The sequence below is a fragment of the Methylomonas aurea genome (assembly GCF_024505045.1).
Classification (GTDB): Bacteria; Pseudomonadota; Gammaproteobacteria; order Methylococcales; family Methylomonadaceae; genus Methylomonas; species Methylomonas aurea.
The window spans coordinates 1-19717 of the sequence record NZ_JANIBM010000006.1 but is presented as its reverse complement, the minus strand read 5'-3'; the positions used below and the strand labels follow the sequence as shown (position 1 = coordinate 19717).

The window sequence follows — 19717 nt, the reverse complement described above, 5'->3', positions numbered from 1 at the left end:
AGCGAATTCTTTTTTGAAATCCTGATTTAAGTGTTTTTGGAGGAAAAGCATTTATGGCTGCAAAAGAAGTGTTATTTGCCGACGAAGCCCGCCACCGCATGCTGGCGGGGGTCAATGTTCTGGCAGATGCCGTCAAGCAAACCTTGGGCCCTAAAGGCCGCAACGTGGTGCTGGAGCGCAGTTTCGGCGCGCCGACCGTGACCAAGGACGGCGTATCCGTCGCCAAGGAAATCGAACTGAAAGGCAAGTTCGAGAACATGGGCGCGCAAATGGTCAAGGAAGTGTCGTCTAAGACCTCCGACGTCGCCGGCGACGGCACCACCACCGCCACCGTGCTGGCGCAAGCCATTGTCCGCGAAGGCTTGAAGTCGGTATCGGCCGGCGCCAATCCGATGGACATCAAGCGCGGCATCGACCAGGCTGTGAGTGTCGCAGTCGAGGAATTGAAAAAACTGTCCAAGCCCTGCACCGACAGCAAGGCCATCGCCCAGGTCGGCACCATTTCCGCCAACTCGGACGATGCCATCGGCCAAATCATCGCCGACGCGATGGACAAGGTCGGCAAGGAAGGCGTGATCACCGTCGAGGAAGGTTCCAGCATGCAGAACGAGCTGGACGTGGTGGAAGGCATGCAGTTCGACCGCGGTTACATTTCGCCCTACTTTGCGAACCAGAAGGAAGGCATGACCGCCGAGCTGGACAACCCCTACATCCTGCTGCACGACAAGAAAATATCGAATATCCGCGACCTGATTCCGCTGTTGGAAAAAGTCTCCAAATCCGGCCGCTCGTTGCTGATCGTCGCCGAAGACGTGGAAGGCGAAGCGCTGGCGACGCTGGTGGTCAATACCTTGCGCGGCATTTTGAAAGTCTGCGCGGTCAAGGCGCCCGGCTTCGGCGACCGCCGCAAAGCCATGCTGGAAGACATGGCGATTCTGACCGGCGGCACGGTGATTACCGAGGAACTGGGCTTCAGCCTGGAAAAAGCCGAGTTGGAACAACTGGGCACCGCCAAGAAAGTGCAGGTCTCGAAAGAGAACACCATCATCGTCGACGGCGCCGGCAGTGGCGACGACATCAAGGCCCGCGTCGAGCAGTTGCGTAAGCAAATCGAGGAAACCAGCTCCAGTTACGACAAGGAAAAACTGCAGGAACGCGTCGCCAAATTGTCCGGCGGTGTCGCCGTAATCAAGGTCGGCGCGGCCACCGAAGTGGAAATGAAAGAGAAAAAAGCCCGGGTCGAAGACGCGCTACACGCTACCCGCGCCGCGGTCGAGGAAGGCATCGTGCCGGGCGGCGGCGTGGCCTTGATTCGCGCCCAAGCGGCCTTGAAAGAGCTGAAAGGCGACAACGCCGACCGCAACGTCGGTATCGGCATCCTGCGCCGTGCCATCGAAGAACCGCTACGCCAGATCGTCAGCAATGCCGGCGACGAAGCCTCGGTGGTGCTGGCCCAGGTGCAAGCCGGCGAAGGCAGCTACGGCTACAACGCCGCCAGCGGCGAGTATGGCGACATGATCGCGATGGGTATCCTCGACCCGACCAAAGTCACCCGCTGCGCCTTGCAAAACGCCGCCTCGATTGCCGGCTTGATGCTGACCACCGAAGTTATGGTGGCCGAGTTGCCGAAACAGGACAAACCGGCAATACCCGCCGGCGGCATGGACGACTACTAAGACACCTACCTGCAAGCTTTGCCCCGGGATTCCGGGGCTTTTTTGCGTCCGGCCATCCGCTAAAGACCAAGCCGCCCGACGCCAGCGGAAAAATGACAACCAAAACCAGGAGGTAAACCACAATGCACGCCGATCTGTTTCCACGCCAGGCGAGGTGGAAAGCATGATTACCACCACCGCCCTTACCAAACGCTACGGCGACTTTACCGCCGTCGATCAAATCAGTTTCACTGCCGAGCCCGGCCAGGTACTCGGCTTTCTCGGCCCCAATGGCGCCGGCAAATCCACGACCATGAAAATGCTGACCGGTTTTCTGGCGCCGACCTCGGGCAGAGCCACCGTTTGTGGTTTCGACGTCGAGGAACAGCCATTGCAAGCCAAAAAGGCGCTGGGCTATTTGCCGGAAGGCGCGCCCAGCTACGGCGAAATGACGCCGCGCGGCTTTTTGGATTTCATTGCCGCGCTGCGCGGCCTGAGCGGCGCCTACCGCAAGCAGCGCCTGGACGACGTAATCGGCCGCCTGCAACTGGAAGGCGTGCTGGACCAGAGCATCGATACCCTGTCCAAGGGCTTCAAACGCCGGGTCGGCCTGGCGCAGGCGATTCTGCACGATCCCAAGGTGTTGATCCTGGACGAGCCGACCGACGGCCTCGACCCCAACCAAAAGCACCAGGTGCGCGAATTGATTAACGCCATGGCCAAGGACAAGGTCATCGTCATCTCCACCCACATCCTGGAAGAAGTGCATGCGGTCTGTAACCGCGCCATCGTCATCGCCGGCGGCAAATTGCTGGCCGACGCCACGCCGGCCGAACTGGAAGCGCGCTCGCGTTACCACCGCGCGGTGTCGCTAACCGCCGAAAATCCCGAACAGGCCAAGACGGCGCTGGCCGACATCGCCGACATCGCCAGCATCGAAATCGATCCGCAAGACCGCCGCTTGACCGCCTTCCCCAAACCCGGCAAAGCGATTCTGGCGGCGGTCAGCGAAGCCTTGAGCAGTCGGCAAATCGCGGTCAGCGAATTGCAATTGGAAGCGGGACGGCTGGACGAGGTGTTCCGCAGCATCACTCTGGCACAGCAAGTGGAGGGCCGGGCATGAATCCGATCTTGACCATTTTTCAGCGCGAACTGCGCAGTTATTTCGCAACGCCGGTGGCTTACGTTTTCATCGTCATTTTTTTGCTGCTGTCCGGTGCCTTTACTTTTTATCTGGGCGGTTTTTACGAGCGCGGCCAAGCCGATCTGGAGCCGTTTTTCCGCTTTCACCCCTGGCTCTACCTGTTCCTGGTGCCGGCGGTGGCGATGCGCTTGTGGGCCGACGAACGCAAGAGCGGCAGCATCGAGCTGCTGCTGACCTTGCCGGTGACGATGTGGCAGGCGGTGGTCGCCAAATTCCTGGCCGCCTGGTGCTTCATCGGCTTGGCGCTGGCCTTGACCTTCCCGATCTGGATTACCGTCAATGTGCTGGGCGAGCCGGACAACGGCGTCATCGTCGCCGGTTATTTGGGCAGCCTGTTGATGGCCGGGGCGTTTTTGGCGATCGGCGCCTGTTTGTCGGCGGCCAGCCGCAGCCAGGCGGTGGCCTTCATTCTCAGTGTCGTGGTCTGCTTTTTGTTGTTGCTGGCCGGTTTTCCGCTGGTGCTGGACCTGTTCCGCGCCATCGCGCCGCAAGGCCTGGTCGATGCCATAGCCGGCTTGAGCTTTTTTGCTCATTTCAACGCCATCAGCAAGGGCGTCATCGACCTGCGCGACCTGTTGTATTTTGTTTTCAGCATCGGTTTTTGGCTGTACGCCAATGCCGTGGTGATCGATCTGAAAAAGGCCGATTAAGGAGGGGCCATGCTTTCGACTCGACAATCGTTGACCGGCGGCGCGCTGGCGCTGCTGGCGGTATTATTCGTGGCGTTGGTGCTGCTGAGTAACCAACTGTTGCGCGGCGCGCGGCTGGATTTGACCGAGCAGTCGCTGTACACCTTGGCGGACGGCACCCGCAACATCCTGAAAAAACTCGACGAACCGCTGCAGCTGACCTTGTATTTCTCCGACAAGGCCACCGCCGAAAGCAACCGCACCGATGTTCGCGGCTTACGGGTCTATTTCGAGCGGGTGCGGGAGCTGTTGGAAGAAATGAACGGCGTTGCCGGCGGTAAAATCCGATTGGAAGTCGTCGACCCCGTCGCCTATTCGGAAGCCGAGGACCGCGCCGTCGCGGCCGGCGTGCAAGGGCTGCCGTTGGGGCCGGCCGGCGAGAAAATCTTTTTCGGCTTGGTCGGCAGCAACAGCACCGACGGCCAGGCGGCGATCGCCTTCTTCGACCCCAGCAAGGAAACCTTTCTGGAGTACGACATCGCCAAATTGATCCACGACTTGACCACCACCAAGAAGCCCAGCGTGGCCTTGCTGAGCAGTTTGAACCTGGCTCCGGGCTTCGATCCCAATAGCATGCAGATGAGCGACGGCTGGGCAGCCTACCAGCAATTGGCGCAGCTGTTCGAGGTCAAAGCGCTGGACGCCAACAACCTGAAGAGCATCCCGGCCGACGTCAAGGTCTTGGTGCTGGTGCATCCCAAACAGCTGAGCGATGACGCTCAATACGCCATCGACCAGTTCGTATTGCGCGGCGGCCATTTGCTGGCCTTCGTCGATCCCAACGCGGAAACGGACTTCGCCAGTGCCGATCCGAGTAACCCGATGGCCGGCATGTTGGCCAGCAAAGCCTCCGACCTGCCGGCCTTGTTCAAGGCCTGGGGCGTGGAATACGACGCCAAACACGTGGTGTTGGACCGCGAGCATGCCTTGGCGGTCAGCAGCAATCCCGACGCACCGCCCAGCCGCCATCCCGGCATCTTGCGGTTCGGCAAGGCCGACTTGCCGCAAAACGACGTGGTCAGCGCCAATCTCGACACCTTGATCGTCGGCAGCGCCGGCGCCTTCAAGGCCGCCAAGGACAGCCCGTATCAACTGGTACCGCTATTGCAAACCGGCAGCCAGGCGATGACGGTACCGGCCGAGCGGGTGCGCATGAGCCAAGACCCGGCTGAGTTGTTGAACGGCTTTGCCGCCAGCGGCGAAGGCTACGTATTGGCGGCGCGGCTGCAGGGCAAGTTCAAGACCGCCTTCCCTAACCGCAGCGGCCCCGAGCATCTGGCCGAAGCCAAGGACAGCAGCGAAATCTTATTGGTGGCCGACACCGACCTGCTCAGCAACCGCTACTGGGTCAGGGTGCAAAACTTCTTTGGCCAGAAATTGCTGAATGCCTTTGCCGACAACGGCGATTGGCTGGTCAACGCCGTCGATAACCTGGCCGGCTCGTCGGATTTGATTTCGATCCGCGGCCGCGGCACCTCGTATCGGCCGTTTACCCTGGTCGAGCAATTGAAACTGGCCGCTGACGATCGCTTCCGGGTCAAGGAGCAGGAGCTGCAGCGCGAACTCGGCGAAACCGAACGCAAGCTGGTCGAACTGCAAAGCGGCAAATCCGCCGACCAGAAACAGTTGCTGAGCGCCGAGCAGCAGCGCGAACTGGAAAATTTCCTGAAGCGCAAACTGCAAATCCGCAAGGAGTTGCGCGAGGTGCGCCGGCAACTGGATGCCGACATCGACACGCTGGGGGCCTGGCTGAAATTCGTCAACATCGCGCTGTTGCCGATTGCGATCACGCTGGGCAGTTTGCTGTATCTGGCTTGGGGTAGCAGGCGCGCGGCGGTTTGAGTATTGAATCAGGCGTGGGTACGTCGGCGTATCCACGCTTCAGCGTTTAGCAAAAACCAATTCGAGGACTGAATCGATGAATCATGTCAATCACAAACTGATCGCCGGTCTGGCCGGCGCGACGCTGTTGGCCGCCGCCGCCGCGGCCTGGGTTGCCATCAGCCGCCAGCCGGCTTCAGAATCAAGCTCAGCCGATTACGCCTTGCCCGGTCTGAGCGGGCAAATCAACGCCGTCAAATCCGTCGCCATCGTCGGCGCGGAAAGCAAAGCCTTGGTTTCACTGGACCATGGCGAGCGGGGTTGGACGGTGCGCGAAAAAGGCGGTTATCCGGCCGATACCGGCAAGTTGCGCGAACTGCTGCTGAATCTGGCCGACGCCAAATTGCTGGCAGCCAAGACCGCCAGTCTGGAACGCTATGCCGAGCTGGGCGTCGACGATCCGCACAACAAAGACGCCAAAGGCGTTGTGGTCAAGCTGGAGGGGATCGATCCGCCGCTGGCGTTGATCGTCGGCAACGCCAGCAGCCACGGCGGCGGCACCTTCGTCCGCCGTCCGGCCGAGGCGCAAAGCTGGCTGGCCAGCGGCCAGTTCGGCGTCGAACGCGAACCGGCGCAATGGTTGAACCCCTCTTTGACCGACATCGCCAGCGAACGCATCGCCGAAGTGGTGTTGACGCCGGCCGGTGGCCAGCCTTTGCGCATAGTCAAAACCCAGCGCGCCGATGCCGATTTCAAAGTCGAAAACATCCCGGCCGGCCGCGAATTGGTAACGCCGGGCATCGCCAATACCTTGGCTGCCACATTGGCCGGATTGAACTTGGAAGACGTTACAGCCGCAACCGACCAACCGGCCGAACCCGCGTTAAATCAAGCCATGTTCCGTACCTTCGACGGCCTGACGATTCGGGTCGACACCTGGCAAAAAGACGGCAAAGCCTGGGCCCGGTTTACGGTTGCGTTTGATGAGTCGGCCGCCGCACAGGCGTTAAGGGAAGAACTGGCGAAGGCCAAACCGGCTCAGGCAAACATTGCCGCCGGCCAATCGGCAACCCCGGCTCAGCCCAACCCCGATCAGGAACTACAGCAACGTTTGGCGGCAAGGCGCCAGGAAGCCGAGCAGTTGCAGCGGCGATTGCACGGTTGGCAATTTGCCTTGCCCGCCTATAAACATGCCAATCTGGCGAAAAAACTCGACGACTTGTTAAAGCCAGCCGCAGCAAAACCGGCCGCGGCCGGCAAACTGCATTAAGCGCAAATTCGCAGTCTCGGTTTGTGCGGTGCCGGCGTTATCAGCCCCGGCACCGCGTCGGCCCCAGCCGCCGAACTGCCGATCCGCGGCTACAAGCCGAATCGAACAGGTCCCGGATAGGGCCTAAATCCAATCCGAACCGGTATTGCCTCAAATACCGGTTCCGCCCGCAACCGATCTCGCCTAGAAACTCCGCCAATTTCACCGCCCCCATCGCTCGATACCGCCACACGCCAGCGGGTTTCGGCAGAAGCCGGCTCAGGCTGGAGCGGCGGCGGATATTTTTGCTTGACTTATAATTGCGAATCATTATCATTTGTAACAAATGCCGTTGCTTCTCTCGCGCCGGCATCTCCGCATCTTCCGTCTCGCTTGGAGAATGCGGTTTTTTAAGCCCGTTAATCCGGCGTCCTCGCTAACAGTAAAGCGGCCGCCGGGTTAGCACCCTGACAACGAGGTCTCTATGGACGAAGCCGAAATCGCGGCGGGATCACAAGCCGAATTGACCCGGTTGCATGCGACGGCCTGTCTGTTGATGACCCAGTTCATCAACGGCCGGCACTGTCCGAAATTGTCGCAGCAAATCGTCAGCCAACTGGGACATTTGTTAAACCATCCGCAATTGAAAGCGCGGCCCGAAAGCCGCGAGCTCTACCAACAACTACTGACGCATTGGCAAGGAGTGACGCAACAATTGATAGACCATAAGCAGCAACAACGGCAAACCGCCGTTTACCACTGAGTCCCGTTATGAATGACTTTAACGACAAAAACAAAGAGGTTCGAAACACCGTAAACGTCGCCAACCGCCCGCGTATCAGTACCCGCGAGCTGTTCGCCGCGCAGAGCGAAGTGATTATCGAACACCAAGGCGAAGAATATCGCTTACGCATCACCAGCAACGGCAAATTGATTTTGACCAAATAGACCGTAGTACCGCATAGCCAGCCATCCTGTCGGTAGCCAGCCAAGCGTCAACCAACCCACGCAATAGTCGAGGCTATATGACCGTCAATCTGTGTTTTCTACAAGCCAGCGCTGTAGCAACCAGCCCGCAACGGCACCCCGCGTTCCGCCGCGCCGGTTCGCCGCCGCAAGCGTCGACTTCCGGCCATTGGCTCGGTCTGGGTTTGGTCGTTGCCTTGCACATTGCCGGACTATGTCTGATTCCGGACAGCCAGCCCGAAGCCAAAATCGCGCCGCCGCAGGCCATTATGGTGAATTGGATCGCCGCACCTGAAGCCAAAGCCCCTACTCCGGCTCCGCCGCCGACCGCCGCCCAAGCGAAACCGGAAGCGGTCAAACCCAAAACCAAACCCTTGCCTCAAGTCGCCAAACCGAAACCGGTACTGGCCACGCCCAGCGAAACCGCCTCGCCGATCAGCGTGCCGGCCGAACCGCTGCCCGCACCCGCACCGCCGGCGCCTGCCGCCGTTTCGACAGCAGAAGCCGCACCGGCCGCGGCCAAAACCAGCGAAACCGACAACAATCAGGCGCCATTGACCCTGCCCAACCTGAACGCCGACTACCTGAACAACCCGCCGCCGGCCTACCCGCCGATCTCGCGCCAATTGGGTGAACAAGGCAAGGTGTATTTGCGGGTCTTGGTCAACGCCGAAGGCAACGTCGATCAAGTCACGTTACGCAAAACCAGCGGCCACGAACGCCTGGACGCCGCCGCGCAGGAAACCGTCAAAAAATGGCGTTTCGTGCCGGCCAAACGCGCCGAACAAGCCGTCGCCGCTTGGGTGGTAGTACCGATTTCATTCAGCCTCGAGGGATAAAGCCATGTCGTTCAACCAAAATCTCAGTCATTTTTTGTCGCAAAGCGACGCCGTCGGCCAAACCCTGTTCGGGCTACTGCTGTTGATGTCGGTCACCAGTTGGTATTTCATCGCCGTCAAAGCCTGGCACGGCTTGCAGGCGCGGCGAAACAGCAAACATTTCCTGAACCAATTCTGGAATGCCGCCTCGCTGGACGAAGTGGCGCACTCGCTGCATCAACACCGCGACGACGAACCGTTTTCGCATCTGGCATACCACGCGATCAGCGCCAGCCGCCACCACGCCAAGCACGGCAAACAACGCCTGCAGGAAGCCGGTTCGGCCAGCGAATTCCTGACCCGCGCCATGCGCCGGGTCATCGACGAGGAAACCGCCAAGCTGGAATGGGGCCTGACCGTACTGGCCTCGATCGCCAGCACCGCGCCGTTCGTCGGCCTGTTCGGCACGGTCTGGGGTGTTTACCACGCCTTGATCGGCATCGGCGAAAGCGGCCAGGGTTCGCTGGAACAAATCGCCGGCCCAGTCGGCGAAGCGCTGATCATGACCGGTCTGGGCTTGGCCGTGGCGATTCCGGCCGTGCTGGCCTACAACGATTGCGTCCGCTCCAACCGGGTATTGCTGGCGCAACTCGACGCCTTCGCCCACGACCTGTTCGCGTTCCTGACCACCGGCTCGGCGATCGAATCCGGCGCCGCGCCGGCCAATCCCGCCCAAAAACTAACGCTGGTTAGCGTGGGAGCGGAATAATGGCCTTCGGCAACTTCGACCAAAACAAAGCCGGCGGCCATTCGATGGCCGAAATCAACATGGTGCCGCTGATCGACGTGATGCTGGTGCTGCTGGTGATCTTCATGATCACCGCACCGATGATGACCCACAGCGTCAAAATCGACCTGCCCAAAGCCAGCAGCCAGGTGCAGCCGCCGACACCGGTCGAGCCGGTGAATCTGGCGATAAATGCCGACGGCCAATTGTTCTGGAACCGGGACGCCGTCAGCCGCGAGCAATTGCAACAACGCTTGCAGCCGCTGGGCCAGCAAGCCGACGCCCCGGAAGTGCATATCCGCGCCGACCGCAACGTGGCTTACCACTTTATCGCCGAAACCCTGGCCGACGCGGCGAATGCCGGCGTCAGCAAGATCGGTTTCGTCTCGGAGCCGGAGAAAAAATAGTACGCAAAATTCCGACCTTTGCCGGTTTTGGGATGTCTGGCGTAGGCGAGGTAGGGACGCCGCGTTGTAATGGTATGAACAGTAAAACGCCGTTACGTCAGATATCCCAAAGCCGGCAAAGACACATGCCGACCGCTTTCGTGCCGCTGCAAACCGGCCGGCGGTGAACAACCGAGCACTGGTAGCAACGATGCCGCCAGCCGCCGCGCCGATCTGCCCGGCGCCGGCGTTTGCGGCACAGGATACCGACAAGGACCCGTCGGCCGACAAGGATGTCACCCTACACGGATAAATTAACAGCCGGCGCCGAATAGCCGGCAAGCAATACCAACCGAAACAACCCGCCAGCCCCCTAGCCTTCGCGCCAGGCAGCCAGCAGTAACCACTGTATGTGCCATGGCAACCGAACTGATTGACTCATCGCCAACCCTCGGCCGCTGCCCCTATGCGGCCTGCGCCGAATCTGCCGAGACTTGCAGCCGCGCCGCACTGTGCACGCTGCTATGGCTGCTGGCCGCTACGCCGTTGGCGGCCGAGCCCTTAGAACCCGAAGTCGTCGAGGCGCCCGAAGAACTCGAGCTGGAAACCGTCACGGTCAAAGCAAAAACCGACAAACCGGCCGCCGCCCCGCCAGGCACCCAATCGACGATAGACGCCAAAACCATCGAGCAACGCATGGTCCGCAATATCAAGGATTTGATCCGCTACGAACCCGGCGTCAACGTCGGTAACGATCCGCAGCGCTTCGGCGCCAGCGGTTTTACGATCCGCGGCCTGGGCGGCAACCGGGTGTTGATGCAGATCGACGGCGTGCGGCTGCCGGAAGCTTTCAGCATCGGCTCGTTCTCCAACGCCACTCGCAACGCGGTGGACATGGATGCGCTGAAGGCGGTGGAAATCGTGCGCGGCGCTGGCCCGGCCGCTTACGGCGGCGACGCCATGGGCGGCACCGTCAATTTCGTTACCAAGGACCCTCAAGACTACTTGCAGGTGTTCGGCAAGGACTATTACACCGGCCTGAAACTGAACTACAACACCACCGATAACGGCTTTACCCAAACCGCCACCTTCGCTAACGCACTGGGCGGCTGGGAAAGCATGGCGCTATTCACGCACATGGCCAGCAACGAAACCGACAACAAAGGCAGTGTCGAAACCCTGGGCAGTACTCGTACCGCGCCCAGCCCGCAGGACAACGGCAATTACAACCTGCTGACCAAACTGCTGTACCGGTTCGATGATGACAACATCTTGCGGCTGAGCGGCGAATGGCTGAACAGCCGTTCCGATCTCGAAAGTCTGTTCATCATGGGCGAGCCCGACTTTAGCGGCCGCTTTGTCAACCGCATGCTGACCACCGATACCCAAACGCGTTGGCGGCTGACGTTGGACCACACCCTGAAGCACCTGGACACGGCATTCGTCGATGATGCCATGTGGAAGTTTTACACTCAAAAATCCGCCACCGGCCAAGTCACCCTGCAGGATCGCACTAATGCAAACGAAGGTAACACGCTGACCACACGACTGTTCGATTTCGCCAACGACGATTTCGGCGGCGAATTGAAATTGAACAAAAATTTCACGCTCGGCGAATCCCGGCATGCCTTGCAATACGGCGGCCAAATCAGCAAGAACAGCATCGAACAACAACGCAACGGCAGCCGTGCCTGCCTCAGCGGTTCACCTAATCCATTAGTTTGTGCCAAGGGCAGCATCAGCAACGCGGTTACGCCGGACGATTTTCCGGTACGCGACTTTCCGCTGTCCACCGTCACCAAAGCGGGCGCTTACATCGAGGATAACATCGGCTTACTCGACAAACGCATCGAACTGATTCCGGGCGGCCGCTTCGAATATTTCCGCTTGCTGCCGGAAGTGGATTACCCGTTTCAAAAAGCCTCTGATGCCGCGGTTGCGGAAGGTGGCGATCCGATTGTGCCCAGCGTCATCGACGCCCATGCCTTCCTGCCGAAGTTCGGCGCCTTGCTGCACCTCAACGATATTTTCAGCGTGCACGGCCAATACAGCCACGGTTTCCGCGGCCCCAACTTCAGCGAAAGCAATTTGGGCTTCACCAACGTCACTGGCGGTTACAGCACAATACCCAATATCAATTTACAGCCGGAAACCAGCATCGGAGCCGAAGCCGGCTTACGCGGCCGGGGCGCGGCCGGAGAGTTCGACATCAGCGTTTACCGCAACGATTACCAACACTTCATTTACCAAAAGACAATCTGTAATCCCATCAAATCCCTGTGTCCACCACTGAATTTCCTGACGTATCAAAACGTCAACAGCGCCGACCCGATCCGGATTCAGGGGATCGAATTCAAAAGCCGGTTTTATCTGGACTGGCTGACACCGGTGCTAACCGGCGCCAGCCTACTGGTCAGCGGTTCTTATACCCAGGGCATCAACCTGGAAACGCAGCGCAGCGACGACGAGGCACTCAGACAAATCAGCCCGAAGAAAGCCGTCATCGGTTTGAGTTACGACCAGCCCGGCGGCGACTGGGGCTCTGAGTTGATTCTGACCCTGGTCGGCCCGAAACAAGCCTCGACCCTGCCGCAGCCCGCCGACGAGGTGGAAGCAAAAGCCCGGCTGCTGCCCAGCGGTTACGGCGTTATCGATTTCAACGCTTACTACAACGCCGGCAAACATCTCAGCTTCAACGTCGGGGTGTTCAATCTGCTGGACAAGAAATATTTCGACTGGGAAGACATCAACACCCGCGGCAACGACCCCCACGCCACGTTGAACCGCTACTCCAGTTCGGAATATTGGGGAGACCGCTATTCCCGGCCGTGCCGCAACCTCGGCGTCTCCATGAAACTGGCATTTTGATTGAGGACAAACCGATGAGCACAACAGCCAGGGCCAAACAGGCGGCCCAACGCAAACTGGAAACCCTGTTCGGCGATTTGCTGGACCACGACGGTTACGGCGACTTGCGGGTAGAAATGCGCTTGCTAAAACGCGGCCAGAAGGAAGTGATCATTTACTGCGGCAAACAGTACCGCTACGTCGTGGACTTTCAAGCACGGGATGCGGCCAGCGTAAATCGCTCGGCGCAATCCGCTGCGGAGCCCGGAAAACCGGATTGATTTTTAAATTTCCGCCACCGCAACCACAGACGCGGATCGCCGGCACGGGGCCGAAGCGGCGGAAACAATTTTTGGCAAAACCAACGCTGCGTCTTCACGGCGAAGAGCAACGCTAATTCAATCAAGCATAGGAAAGCATTATGAAAACGACTCATCAACTGACTTTGATCGCCGGCCTGTTATCGCTGTCCGGCGCGGCCTTCGCGGATATCACCAACGGCCCGAATCCCTACGCCGCCGGCTACGGTTTCGACACACCCACCGAAGCGACTTGGGGCGGCTGGACTCGCGGCGATGCCGGCACGCTCTACGCCGAATGGGATACCTTTATTGACAGTACCTATCCCGGCACTCGCACCGCCGCACCCGATGTCGGCAGCGCCGGCACCAGCAACGCCAATATCGCCTGGAATGCCGGTACCTTCGCCGCCGGGTCGGGCAATCTCTACAGCTTCAGTGTCATTGAAGACTTCACCGCGTCGTTAAGCGGCAGCACGGCGTCAGGCCCGCTACGCGTGGCCCTGCAATTCGAAACCTGGGGCGTACAAATGGATTACGACAGCATTTTGCTGAACGGCGCTGCGCCGACCTATGTCGACACGACCTATTTCGAGGCCAACTATGCCAGTTCTTTCGGCCCTGTCGATCTGGTCCAGTATCTGGCGATCTGGGATCTGCCAACCGCGGCGGCCAGTTACGCATTCGACTTCAACAGCACCGAACACAGTATGAGCCTGGCCCAGGTCGCAATCGACATCGGCCCGAGTACCGGCCCAATTTCCGGAGTACCGCTGCCGGCCGCGGTGTGGATGTTCGGCGCTGGGCTGATGTCCGTGCTGGGCGTGAATCGTAAAAAAGGCTTGGCGGCCTAGGCCGCCGTTTGCGCTTGGCGCCGTCGGCGCCAAGCCCGACTAGCGCGATGTCCGCCACAGCGGCATCGCGTTTTAGCAACCGGAGTTGAACATGATGCTGAATGCGACCGCTACCCAAAACGCCAGCGCCGCCTACGAATTGAAACTGGCCTGGCGCGACCTGTTGGCCGACCACCCCCATCTGCGGCCGCGCGACGCAGCCAGCAGCCTTGGCGTCAGCGAGGCCGAGCTGGTCGCGACCGGCTGCGGCGACAACGCCGTCCGGCTGCGTCCGGACTGGCCGGCCCTGATCGACGCCGTCGGCGGGCTCGGACCGGTGATGGCCTTGACCCGCAACGACGTTGCCGTACACGAAAAAACCGGCCGCTACGAACGGCTGCGTTTATGCGGCGATCTGCTGTTGGTGTCCGGGCATAACCTAGAACTGTGTCTGCTGACCGGCCGCTGGCATTCCGGCTACGCGGTGACCGAGCAAAGCCGGATCGGTCCGCGGCAAAGCCTGCAGTTTTTCGACGCCGAAGGCGAGGCCGTGCACAAGATCTACCTGACCGAGCAGTCCGATGCTGCGCGTTACCGGCGCTTGGTCGCCAGCTTCGCCGCCGCCGACCAATCGCCGACGGTAGAGCCCCTGAATATTGCCAGACCCGCCGATATCGACTGGGCGACAACCGAGCGCCTGCCGGAGTTATGGCAGCGTCTGAGCCGGCCGCTGGCCGGCCGGCTGCAAACCCTCGGCTTCATTTCCGGGCAACAATTCCGGGAACTGCTGCAGCAATTGGCGCGGCTGGCGATGCCGCTGCAAATCCTGGTCCCCAGCCCCGGCGCGCTGCAGTTGCACACCGGCCCGGTGCAGAACCTGCGGATTACCGAGCCTTGGTTCAACGTGCTGGATCAGGGCTTCAATTTGCATCTGAACGAAAAAGGCGTGGCCGAGACCGCCATCATCCAACTCGGCCACGGACGGCACACGCTGCGCGGTTTGCTGTTGCGCGACCGCCTCGGGTACACCGCGGCGACCGTTTTCGGCGCTTACGACCCCGTCGACGGTGAGAGTCTGTTGTGGCAGGAATTCATCGACGCCCTGCCCGGCAATCGTATTTTCAATTAACGGCCCGGTCGTCTCCGGGCACAGGATAAGACCATGAATCCAAAAACGATAGACCCCGACCAAATCCGCCAAAGCTACAGCGCGTTGGCGCAAAGCTTTTCCTCGGTTTTGCTGGCCACCGTCAGCGCCGACGGCGAACCCGAAGCCAGTTATGCCGCCTATCTGCAACACGACGGCGACTACTACATCTACGTCAGCGAGTTGTCGGCCCACACCCGTAACCTGCTCGCCAATGGCAAGGTCTGCTTGCTGTTCCTTGAGGACGAGGACAAGGCCACGCATCTGTTCGCCCGCCAGCGCGTCACCTACCACTGCAAGGCCGGCGAAATTGAGCGCGACAGTGCTGCCTTCGAAGACCTGATGAGTCTGTTCGAAGAAAAATTCGGCGCCTTCATCCGCCAGCTGCAGAGCATGCAGGACTTCCATTTGTTCCGCATCCAGCCGCAGCGCGGCAGCTTTGTGCAAGGCTTTGCCAAGGCATTTGCGATAGAAGGCGACGATCTGAGCCAAATCCGCCACATGAACGATGTCGGTCACAAGTCCCGCGCACCGGTCGAAGCGCCGGCATAAGCGGCAGGGATTTGCAGATGAAACTCAGCCTATCGCTAAGCCTTGCCGGCCGAAACGCACTCGCCGCCATAGTCTGGCTGGCGGCCGCCACGCCGGTATCGGCCGCCGCACCGGCCCGCATCGTTTCGGTCGGCGGCGCGTTGACCGAGATTGTTTACGCACTGGGCGGCGAGGCGCGCCTGGTCGGCGTCGACAGCACCAGCCTGACCCCGGACGCCGCCAGAGCGTTACCGCAAGTCGGCTACATGCGCACGCTGTCGGCCGAAGGTGTGCTGTCGCTGCGCCCAGACTTGCTGCTGGCCAGCGCCCACGCCGGGCCACCGGCGGTATTGGCGCAATTGCACGCGGCCGGGGTACGGATCGAAACCCTGGCCGAGGATTATTCCGCCGCCGGCATCGCCGCCAAAATCGATACGATTGCCAGCTTGCTGGAACGGCCCGAGCGCGGCCGGGAACTGGCCGGGCAAGTGCAAGCCGACTTCGCGCGGCTGGCGCAGTGGCGCGCGCAACACAGCGAGCAACCCAAGGCCTTGTTTTTGATGGCGGTCGCCCACGGCGCACCGCTGGCGTCGGGCCGCGGCACCGCCGCCGACGCGGTGTTGGCGTTGGCCGGCGCCCGCAATGCCGCCGCTGAATTGCAAGGTAATAAACCTATCAGTACCGAGGCGATGATCGCTGCCGCGCCGGAGGTGATTTTGTTGACCGACGTCGCCGCCAATGCCATCGGCGGCCTGGACGCGTTCTACCGACAACCCGGCATTGCTCAAACGCCGGCCGGACGGAACCGCAACATCCTGGTTGTCGATACCTTGGCCTTGCTCGGCTTTGGTTTGCACAGCGGTCAGGCCATCCTGGAACTGGCGATGCAATTGCACGGCGAGCCGGCGGTTGCCGCCGACGCGGGAGCCAATCGATGACTGCCTGTTCCGCAACCGAGGCCGCCAGACCGAGCCAGTGGCTGAAACCGGCCTTGAGCCGGGCCGGCCTGTGTTGGCTGCTGGCGCTCCTATTATGTTTGGCGGCCTTGGCTGCGCTGGGTAGCGGCGCGGTGGCGATCTCGGCCGGCCAGGCCGCCGCGATCGTTGCCGACCGCTTCGGCATCGTCCTGCCGTGGCCCTTCGCCGCCGAGCAACAAGCGGTGCTGTTGGCGATCCGCGCACCGCGTCTGGTGCTTGGCCTGCTGGTCGGCGCCGCCTTGGCCGCATCCGGCGCGGCGATGCAGGGCTTATTCCGCAACCCGCTGGCCGATCCGGGCTTGATCGGCGTCTCCAGCGGCGCGGCGCTGGCCGCGGTGGCGGTGATCGTGCTGCGCGACAGCCTGTTCGGCGCGCTGGCCGACGCATTCGGCGCCTATTTGTTGCCGGTCGCGGCCATTGCCGGCGGCTTTGGCGTCAGTTGGCTGGTGTACCGGCTGGCCGACAGCGGCGACCGGCTGGACGTGGCCTCACTGTTGTTATCCGGTATTGCCATCAACGCCCTGGCCGGCTCCGCCACCGGCCTGCTGGTTTATCTGGCCGACGACGACCAATTGCGCAGCTTGACCTTCTGGAGCCTGGGCAGCCTGAACGGTGCCGGCTGGGACGGCGTCATGTTGGGTGCGCCGTTTTTACTGGCGAATCTGCTGCTGTTACCGTGGCTGGCCGACGCGCTGAATGCATTGCTGCTCGGCGAGGCCGAAGCCGGCCATCTTGGTTTTCCGGTGGAACGGATCAAGACCGGGGTGGTGGCCTTGGTCGCGCTCGGTGTCGGCGCCGCGGTGGCCTTGTCCGGCGTGATCGGCTTCGTCGGCCTGGTGGTGCCGCATCTGTTGCGGCTGGCGTTGGGTCCGGATCACCGCTCGCTGTTGCCGGCTTCAGGCTTGCTCGGCGCCTTGTTGCTGATCTGCGCCGACTATCTGGCCCGCAGTTTGGCGGCGCCGGCCGAGATTCCGATCGGCATTGTCACCGGCCTGCTCGGCAGTCCGTTTTTTCTGTGGCTGCTGTTTCGGCAAAAACTGATGGGGCGTTGACATGCTGCAAGCAATCGACCTGAGCTTGCGCGCCGGCCCGAAAACCTTGCTGGCCGGCGTGACGCTGGAACTGCGTCCCGGCGAAGTGCTAGCCGTGGCCGGCCCCAACGGCGCCGGCAAATCCAGCCTGCTGCGGGCCTTGAGCGGCGAACTGGCGCCGAGCGCCGGCCAAGTGCTGATGAACGGCCGGCCGCTGGCCGACTGGCCGCCCAAGCAAGCGGCGCGTTTGCGCGGGGTGTTGCCGCAAAGTTCCGGACTGGCCTTCCGCTTTAGCGTGCGGGACGTGGTCTTGATGGGCCGCAGCCCGCAACGTAAAACCCACAGCGCCGCGCAAAATCGGGCGATCGCCGAACAAGCTTTGGCGCTGACCGACACCGGCCATCTGGCGGAGCGCATCTACACCACGCTGTCCGGCGGCGAGCGGCAACGGGTGCAATTGGCGCGGGTGCTGGCGCAAATCTGGGAGCCGCAACACCCGCTGCAGCGTTATTTGCTGCTGGACGAGCCGACCTCGGCGCTGGATCTGGCCCACCAACACGCCGTGTTAGCCATCGCCCGCCGTTTTGCCGACCGGCAACAGGCCGGGGTATTGGCGGTGTTACACGACCTGAACCTGGCCGCACTGTACGCCGACCGCATCGCCCTGCTACACCAAGGCCACTTGGCCGCCGTCGGCACCCCGGCACAAACCTTGAACAGCGCATCGATCCGGCAAGTGTTCGATTATCCAGTCAGCATCGCCAGCCACCCGCAACACCCGCAGGCGCTGCTGGTGATTCCGCAACGGCAAGCCGCGCCCGGCATGCCGGCGCAATGAGAGCGTCGGTCCATGCGGCTGGCGCTCGATTGCGCCGCGATACCGTTTTAGCGTGTTCGGAGGAATGCGTTAACAAAAGCCGCCAGGGATGGCGGCACCTTTATGTGACAGACCAACGGCTAACCGGCTCGGCGGCGGCAGATTGGAGGTGGAACGGATAACAATGACCGCGAAGCGAACGACCCATAAGCGACAGTTGGTTGAGATCTCCAATGACTGCTAATAGGGCATAACCTGAATCTACGTTTGTGGACGTAGGCTGGGTTGAATGATAATGAAACCCAGCTTTGAAGCCGAAGAGTTTTGAAATTCAAAAAATATTTGGATTTAAAGAAACTTGACCATTTCAAAGTATCCGCTGGGTTTCGCTTTGCTCTACCCAGCCTACGGTCCTGTCTGTGAAACGCAGGCAAGATCACTGTGACGCAAACGACCCTAACAGGTTGGTGAAAAACTCTTTTTCGATATTAGTCAGGCCTATATCTAGTGTTAAAATAAAATAATTTATACTAGACATAGGTATGTTCCTGCCAAATTAGTGGGTAAAATATGGTTTTTCACCAACCTGCTAACCCGACAATCGCTCTAGTTTTGCCGATGCCAGCAAATGATAATAAGCCGACGTTAGATTTGCGGAAGTAGGCTGGGTTGAATGATAATGAAACCCAGCTTGAAAGCGGATAAGTTTTGAAATTCATAAAACATATTGGATACAAAAAAATTGGATATCTCAAAGCATCCGCTGGGTATCGCTACCGCTCCACCCAGCCTACGGCCCTAGCTGGAGTTTTATAGTTCAAGATGCTCAACGATAAGAATCTTGCTTATCAGTAAAACTCTTGTTTTATGATCAATAGATAGTTTTTCTATGAACTCAATTAATTCCATACTCTCAGATTCATTTGACACTACTAGAAACTTAATATCTGTATATTCAAATCTTAACCAGTGATCTCTACCTAACAGGTTGTTCAATCTTTCTTTTTTACTTCTCTTCTCTTCTTTGGTGGGATTTACTAAATTACAACCCCAAAATTGAGGTTCAATTTGAGGAACGAACCGCCATTCTTTATCATCTGCAAATCTGAAGTTTTCAATAAATTCTCCATCTCGATCTAGGTCGCCTTGATAATTTTTTGTATAGCTATATATTTTTAAAATTGTTTGACTTCTATTTAACAGAGATTGATAGAGAGCTTCATCGTCCTGGTTATGCGGTCTTTGGGCAAGTTTATCGTAGATGTTATGAATTTCAATTATGGCCTCGCGTACGTCTCCAAAAAACATACAGCCTTGACTTAAATAAAGAACTGGATTTAATCCATTACCTATCCCCCAGTCCTTGGAAGCTCCTATTCCATAATAACCATATTTCTGAAAATGCAAATCGAGTTCAGATAGCTTAAAGTCACAGAAACTAACCATTGGGACCCAATAATAAGGAGTTTTCATGTTGTTCACATTAACAACTTCTCTTGCAAATGATGGCCTAAAAGCCATATCGGATAAAATGCTCTTTACGGTGTCAAGCTGTTTACAAACGTGAAATAACGTTTCAGAATGCACGCTTTTTTTCATGGGATTTTTGTGCATACAATTGGTAAAAAATTTCTTTATAAAACAGTTCATTAATTTATTA

At 59.4% G+C, this 19717-nt stretch carries 19 protein-coding genes; 18 read left to right on the top strand and 1 reads right to left on the bottom strand.

Annotated features, from left to right (window positions below; genetic code table 11):
* Window positions 1-53 precede the first annotated feature (53 nt).
* The 18 genes from groL to NP603_RS07080 all read left to right on the top strand — a co-directional run bounded on the left by groL (window position 54) and on the right by NP603_RS07080 (window position 18078).
* Entirely contained in the window at window positions 54-1676 is a 1623-nt protein-coding gene (gene groL, locus NP603_RS07165; protein WP_256610234.1) for a chaperonin GroEL, read from the top strand.
* 163 nt (window positions 1677-1839) lie between these two features.
* On the top strand, window positions 1840-2778 hold the full coding sequence (locus NP603_RS07160) for an ABC transporter ATP-binding protein (protein ID WP_256610233.1): 939 nt from the start codon (window positions 1840-1842) through the stop codon (window positions 2776-2778).
* Entirely contained in the window at window positions 2775-3509 is a 735-nt protein-coding gene (locus tag NP603_RS07155) for an ABC transporter permease subunit (protein ID WP_064040430.1), read from the top strand. Before NP603_RS07160 ends, NP603_RS07155 begins: the two co-directional genes overlap by 4 nt.
* Before the next feature lie 9 nt (window positions 3510-3518).
* Entirely contained in the window at window positions 3519-5390 is a 1872-nt protein-coding gene (locus NP603_RS07150) for a GldG family protein (protein ID WP_256610232.1), read from the top strand.
* Window positions 5391-5466: 76 nt separating this feature from the next.
* The gene (locus tag NP603_RS07145) at window positions 5467-6639 is read left to right on the top strand and encodes a DUF4340 domain-containing protein (RefSeq protein WP_256610231.1); all 1173 of its coding nucleotides are present in this window, start codon (window positions 5467-5469) and stop codon (window positions 6637-6639) included.
* 463 nt (window positions 6640-7102) lie between these two features.
* Entirely contained in the window at window positions 7103-7381 is a 279-nt protein-coding gene (locus NP603_RS07140; RefSeq protein WP_256610230.1) for a hypothetical protein, read from the top strand.
* 8 nt (window positions 7382-7389) lie between these two features.
* Window positions 7390-7566, top strand: coding sequence for a hemin uptake protein HemP (gene hemP / locus NP603_RS07135; RefSeq protein ID WP_256610229.1), 177 nt, complete (start codon window positions 7390-7392; stop codon window positions 7564-7566).
* Between the two features lie 77 nt (window positions 7567-7643).
* Complete coding sequence (locus NP603_RS07130; RefSeq protein WP_256610228.1) at window positions 7644-8423, top strand: energy transducer TonB; 780 nt, start codon at window positions 7644-7646, stop codon at window positions 8421-8423.
* A gap of 4 nt (window positions 8424-8427) precedes the next feature.
* Window positions 8428-9171: a MotA/TolQ/ExbB proton channel family protein gene (locus NP603_RS07125; RefSeq protein ID WP_256610227.1), complete on the top strand. Its 744-nt coding sequence runs from the start codon at window positions 8428-8430 to the stop codon at window positions 9169-9171.
* Entirely contained in the window at window positions 9171-9596 is a 426-nt protein-coding gene (locus NP603_RS07120; RefSeq protein ID WP_140910836.1) for an ExbD/TolR family protein, read from the top strand. The genes NP603_RS07125 and NP603_RS07120 overlap by 1 nt, the downstream gene beginning before the upstream one ends.
* A 396-nt stretch (window positions 9597-9992) precedes the next feature.
* On the top strand, window positions 9993-12443 hold the full coding sequence (locus NP603_RS07115; protein WP_256610226.1) for a TonB-dependent hemoglobin/transferrin/lactoferrin family receptor: 2451 nt from the start codon (window positions 9993-9995) through the stop codon (window positions 12441-12443).
* Window positions 12444-12457: 14 nt separating this feature from the next.
* Complete coding sequence (locus NP603_RS07110; protein WP_256610225.1) at window positions 12458-12703, top strand: hypothetical protein; 246 nt, start codon at window positions 12458-12460, stop codon at window positions 12701-12703.
* Window positions 12704-12843: 140 nt separating this feature from the next.
* Window positions 12844-13575 (top strand): VPLPA-CTERM sorting domain-containing protein, encoded by a 732-nt coding sequence (locus NP603_RS07105; RefSeq protein WP_256610224.1) that lies wholly within the window; start codon window positions 12844-12846, stop codon window positions 13573-13575.
* 91 nt (window positions 13576-13666) lie between these two features.
* On the top strand, window positions 13667-14683 hold the full coding sequence (locus tag NP603_RS07100; protein ID WP_256610223.1) for a ChuX/HutX family heme-like substrate-binding protein: 1017 nt from the start codon (window positions 13667-13669) through the stop codon (window positions 14681-14683).
* A gap of 33 nt (window positions 14684-14716) precedes the next feature.
* The gene (locus NP603_RS07095; protein ID WP_256610222.1) at window positions 14717-15253 is read left to right on the top strand and encodes a HugZ family pyridoxamine 5'-phosphate oxidase; all 537 of its coding nucleotides are present in this window, start codon (window positions 14717-14719) and stop codon (window positions 15251-15253) included.
* 17 nt (window positions 15254-15270) lie between these two features.
* Complete coding sequence (locus tag NP603_RS07090) at window positions 15271-16170, top strand: heme/hemin ABC transporter substrate-binding protein (RefSeq protein ID WP_256610221.1); 900 nt, start codon at window positions 15271-15273, stop codon at window positions 16168-16170.
* Window positions 16167-17261, top strand: coding sequence for a FecCD family ABC transporter permease (locus NP603_RS07085; protein ID WP_256610220.1), 1095 nt, complete (start codon window positions 16167-16169; stop codon window positions 17259-17261). The genes NP603_RS07090 and NP603_RS07085 overlap by 4 nt, the downstream gene beginning before the upstream one ends.
* Window positions 17262-17265: 4 nt before the next feature.
* The gene (locus NP603_RS07080) at window positions 17266-18078 is read left to right on the top strand and encodes a heme ABC transporter ATP-binding protein (RefSeq protein WP_443192644.1); all 813 of its coding nucleotides are present in this window, start codon (window positions 17266-17268) and stop codon (window positions 18076-18078) included.
* 789 nt (window positions 18079-18867) lie between these two features.
* Here NP603_RS07080 and NP603_RS07075 read toward each other — a convergent pair.
* On the bottom strand, window positions 18868-19717 hold an 850-nt coding region (locus tag NP603_RS07075; RefSeq protein ID WP_256610218.1), incomplete at its 5' end, for an abortive infection system antitoxin AbiGi family protein.

Coding starts and splice junctions, on each gene's coding strand:
- NP603_RS07130 (WP_256610228.1), top strand. CDS start 7,644: ATGACCGTCAATCTGTGTTTTCTACAAGCCAGCGCTGTAGCAACCAGC.
- NP603_RS07155 (WP_064040430.1), top strand. CDS start 2,775: ATGAATCCGATCTTGACCATTTTTCAGCGCGAACTGCGCAGTTATTTC.
- NP603_RS07090 (WP_256610221.1), top strand. CDS start 15,271: ATGAAACTCAGCCTATCGCTAAGCCTTGCCGGCCGAAACGCACTCGCC.
- NP603_RS07100 (WP_256610223.1), top strand. CDS start 13,667: ATGATGCTGAATGCGACCGCTACCCAAAACGCCAGCGCCGCCTACGAA.
- hemP (WP_256610229.1), top strand. CDS start 7,390: ATGAATGACTTTAACGACAAAAACAAAGAGGTTCGAAACACCGTAAAC.
- groL (WP_256610234.1), top strand. CDS start 54: ATGGCTGCAAAAGAAGTGTTATTTGCCGACGAAGCCCGCCACCGCATG.
- NP603_RS07110 (WP_256610225.1), top strand. CDS start 12,458: ATGAGCACAACAGCCAGGGCCAAACAGGCGGCCCAACGCAAACTGGAA.
- NP603_RS07105 (WP_256610224.1), top strand. CDS start 12,844: ATGAAAACGACTCATCAACTGACTTTGATCGCCGGCCTGTTATCGCTG.
- NP603_RS07085 (WP_256610220.1), top strand. CDS start 16,167: ATGACTGCCTGTTCCGCAACCGAGGCCGCCAGACCGAGCCAGTGGCTG.
- NP603_RS07160 (WP_256610233.1), top strand. CDS start 1,840: ATGATTACCACCACCGCCCTTACCAAACGCTACGGCGACTTTACCGCC.
- NP603_RS07095 (WP_256610222.1), top strand. CDS start 14,717: ATGAATCCAAAAACGATAGACCCCGACCAAATCCGCCAAAGCTACAGC.
- NP603_RS07120 (WP_140910836.1), top strand. CDS start 9,171: ATGGCCTTCGGCAACTTCGACCAAAACAAAGCCGGCGGCCATTCGATG.
- NP603_RS07115 (WP_256610226.1), top strand. CDS start 9,993: ATGGCAACCGAACTGATTGACTCATCGCCAACCCTCGGCCGCTGCCCC.
- NP603_RS07140 (WP_256610230.1), top strand. CDS start 7,103: ATGGACGAAGCCGAAATCGCGGCGGGATCACAAGCCGAATTGACCCGG.
- NP603_RS07125 (WP_256610227.1), top strand. CDS start 8,428: ATGTCGTTCAACCAAAATCTCAGTCATTTTTTGTCGCAAAGCGACGCC.
- NP603_RS07145 (WP_256610231.1), top strand. CDS start 5,467: ATGAATCATGTCAATCACAAACTGATCGCCGGTCTGGCCGGCGCGACG.
- NP603_RS07150 (WP_256610232.1), top strand. CDS start 3,519: ATGCTTTCGACTCGACAATCGTTGACCGGCGGCGCGCTGGCGCTGCTG.